General features: G+C 57.3%; 2 protein-coding genes. Both read right to left on the reverse strand.

Annotated features, from left to right (window positions below):
- A partial coding sequence (locus IG629_RS17655; protein WP_193173247.1) for a HAMP domain-containing protein occupies window positions 1–1,966 on the reverse strand: 1,966 nt, incomplete at its 3' end.
- 75 nt (window positions 1,967–2,041) lie between these two features.
- Window positions 2,042–3,208, reverse strand: a complete 1,167-nt coding sequence (locus IG629_RS17660; RefSeq protein WP_193173248.1) for an ABC transporter substrate-binding protein — start codon at window positions 3,206–3,208, stop codon at window positions 2,042–2,044.
- Between the last annotated feature and the right edge of the window lie 144 nt (window positions 3,209–3,352).

The following is a 3,352-nucleotide window of genomic DNA, read 5'->3' on the forward strand; positions in this document are numbered from 1 at the left end:
CGGCGATGGTCAGCACGCCTGAGGATTCCATCTTCACCTGCTCGGAGGAGTTCACCATGCCTTCCGAGCTCTTCTCCATCTCCTGTGCGGACAGGCCGACCTGATCGACGATGGCTTTGACCGACTGCTCGAACGTGTCGGCCAGGTTCAGCATGGCCTGACGCCGTTCCTCGGCGGAGCGGGCCTCTGTGCGCTGCTGTTCCTCGCGCAGCCGTTCGACCTCGCGGCCATTGTCGCGGAAGATCTCAACCGTCCGGGCCATCGTGGTGATCTCGTCGCCGCCCGACGTATCCACGTCCGTGTCCAGATCTCCGTCCGCGATCACGCCCATCGTGTCGGCGAGACCGGAGATCCGCCGCACCACTTGGCGCGACACCAGAAGCCAGCCAATCAGGAGGCCGGCAACGGCACTGATGCCGACCATTGCGAACAGCAGGTTCTCGCTATCGCCGATTGTATCGAGCGCTCTGGTTTCGCTCGTCGCCGCTGCCGTTTCGGCGTCGGAGACCATCAAAGCGAATTCTTTCTGAATGTTTTCCGATGCTGTCCGGTTTCCGTCCAGTGCGACCAGAGCGCTGGCTTCGATTTCGAGCTGCGCCTCGCGTAGAGCAAAAACACTTTCCTCGCCGGTCCCATAGGAAACGATCTGTGCTGCGACCTGCGGGATCGTGTCATTCTGGACGCGCTCCTGGAAAGCAGCGATCGCCGTCTCGACAGCGCCCTTGGCGGCATTGAATCGGCCGGACAGGACATTGAGTGCCGAGATATCAGGAGCGGTGGCGCCGGAGTTCAGGAGACCGGCCAGGAGATTGGCTTCTGCGGCAAGCTGCAGCATCGACTGCAGCTTTGCCACGTCGCCGTTGACCAGACCTGTTATCGTTTTGCGAATGTTCGCATTCAGGTTGTCTCCGCCGACCGCCAGATTGAATGTCGCATCGTCGATGACAGGCTCGACCTTGGTCTTGAACAGGCCTTCCAGTTCCGCGAGCTTGGCGTCGAGAGCTTCCCTCTTGGCCTTGAGATCGAGAGTCTGCTGGAATGTAAGGGACTGATTGTAGTCCAGTTCCTTGAACCGGATCGCAAACGCCGAGTCTTCGCCTTCGCCAAGCGTTATAAGGCTTTCCGTAAAGTCCTTCAGGTCCTGTGCGGCTTCGGTTTCCGGAAGCTGCGTCTGATAGTCTCTGACAACATTGCGAATGGTTAGGAACGTCTCTTCGAGCGGGGCGATCGCCTCAAGCTCCGTGTTCGCCGCTGTCCGGATCATCAGGGCAAGAAGTTCCCTGAGGCTCGCGCCGACCCGAAGTCCAGCCTGCAGATAGCTTACCTCTCCCTCCAGCAGGGACTTGATCAGCTTTGAGGAACTGTCGACGGTATCTTCGCTGGTGATAACAAGATTGAAGTTCGCATCGTCCACCAGCGGAGACAGATCTTTCAGAAAGTCCTGATGCGCCGAGAGCATCTCTGTGACCTTCCGGGTGATGCGGGCTTCGATCGCTTCCTTTTCGCGCATCTTTTCGCCAAGGGCGATGATGCCGCCGTGGAAGGAGGAGACCATGTCGAGCTTCTGCGCCTTCATCGTCTCGTCGAGCGCCCCGAGATTGCGAATTTCGTCATCAAGCTTCTTGATGAGGGTTTCGATTTCCGATTCCGTCGCAACCCGTTCCTCGTTGTTTTGCGCGGTCACGATCTCTGGGGCTTTCGCCGCGATCCCGGCACTTTCCGCCGACAGGTGAAGGGAGGTCTTGATGGCCGGAATAGCTTCTCCGGCAAAGCTCTCCATGGCGCGCTTCAGTTCGCCGAATGCCCAGATAGAAACCAATGCAGCAACGACGGTTATGACGAACATGCTGCCGATCGAGAGATAGAGTTTTGCGCCTACCCCCAAACCTAAAGGTTTTTTTGGTGGTGGCGTTGTTTCGCCGTTTTCGGTGTCGTTCCGAGTCTGTTCCATGTCCGTCATGCTCATCTCTTCCGGTCCCCCCTTTTTTCCCCATCCCAAGAGCCGGCAGCACGCAGTGCCGCCGGCTCTAGAGTGTTCTTTTTATTTGCTTAGTTTTTCGACAGACTTGAAGCTGCCATCGGCCTGAATCACGCTCAGGAAGACGTCGCCCATGCCCTGATTGTCGCCGGCGCCATATTCAAGCGTCGCGCCGCCGAGGTCGAACGTTCCGGTGCTGTAGACCGCGTCCAGGAAGTTCTCCCGGGTCAGGTCCTTACCGGCTTTCTCAAGCGCCATGATTGTCAGGCGGCCGACCATGTAGCCTTCGAGCGAGACAAAGCCCGGCTCAAGGGCACCGTCATAGGCCTTCAGGTCTTCAGTGTACTTTGCGACGAGCGGAATGCTTTTGTCCCATGGAAACGGAACGACCTGGCTGATCACCACGCCGGCGCCCTGATCGCCAAGCTCGCCGGCGAGCGCGTTTGAGCCCACGAAGGAAATAGTGACGAACACCGGATCCATTTTCAGCTTCTTGGAAAGCTTGATGAACTCGGCAAGCGGCTTGTAGGCGCCGACCATGACGACAGCTTCCGGCTCCGCTTTCCGGATTGCGAGAAGCGCGGTCTTGATCGCTGTCGTGTTGCGCTGATACGTGCCCTCGGCGACCAGCTTCATGCCGCGTTTTTCGAGCGCCTTGTTTACCCCGGAAAGGCCCACGCGGCCGAAACCGTCATCCTGATACAGGATGGCAACCTTGGTGATGCCGAGATCTTCCGTAAGATGTTTGATCCAGGTCTCTGTTTCCTGGTCGTAAGTGGCCCGGACGTTGATGACGTTCGCGTTCTCCGGGGCGCGGAGGAATCCGGCGCCGGTGAAAGGACCGACAAACGGAACCTTGGCCGTTGTCGCAATCGGTTGCGTGGCCTTGGAGGTCGGAGTACCAACGGCGCCGATAATCGAAAACACGTTGTCCTGATCGATAAGCTTTTTCGTGTTCGCGATCGCGCGGTCGGGCTCATAACCGTCGTCATACTTGACGATCTCGAGCACCCGGCCGTTGATTCCGCCAGCCTTGTTGGCCGCGGTGAAAGCAGCCATCAATCCTTGATTCATTCCGGTGCCGAGCGCGCCCGCAGGCCCTTCGAAAGCGGCGGACTGACCAAATACGATTTTGTCACTGGTCACCCCGGGGGTCTGCGACTGTGCGGTGTTGATCGAAAGTCCGGCGATCAAAAGCGCCGCAACTGCGCCGTTTCTAACGAAATGCATGATAGCTTCCCTTTTAAGCATAGCTCCCATTCGGAAAATGCATTTGAAGAATTAACAATTGTCTAAAAGAGCTTAGAATTGTTGAGGGGAACTTGCTTTAACTTTTGCGAAGTTTTTATATTTTTCTATGATTCGATACAGTAA

Source organism: Nisaea nitritireducens (assembly GCF_014904795.1).
GTDB lineage: Bacteria > Pseudomonadota > Alphaproteobacteria > Thalassobaculales > Thalassobaculaceae > Nisaea > Nisaea nitritireducens.

What these genes read in the sequence shown, in the direction of transcription:
- IG629_RS17660 (WP_193173248.1), bottom strand. Translation starts at nt 3,208, where the DNA reads ATGCATTTCGTTAGAAACGGCGCAGTTGCGGCGCTTTTGATCGCCGGA.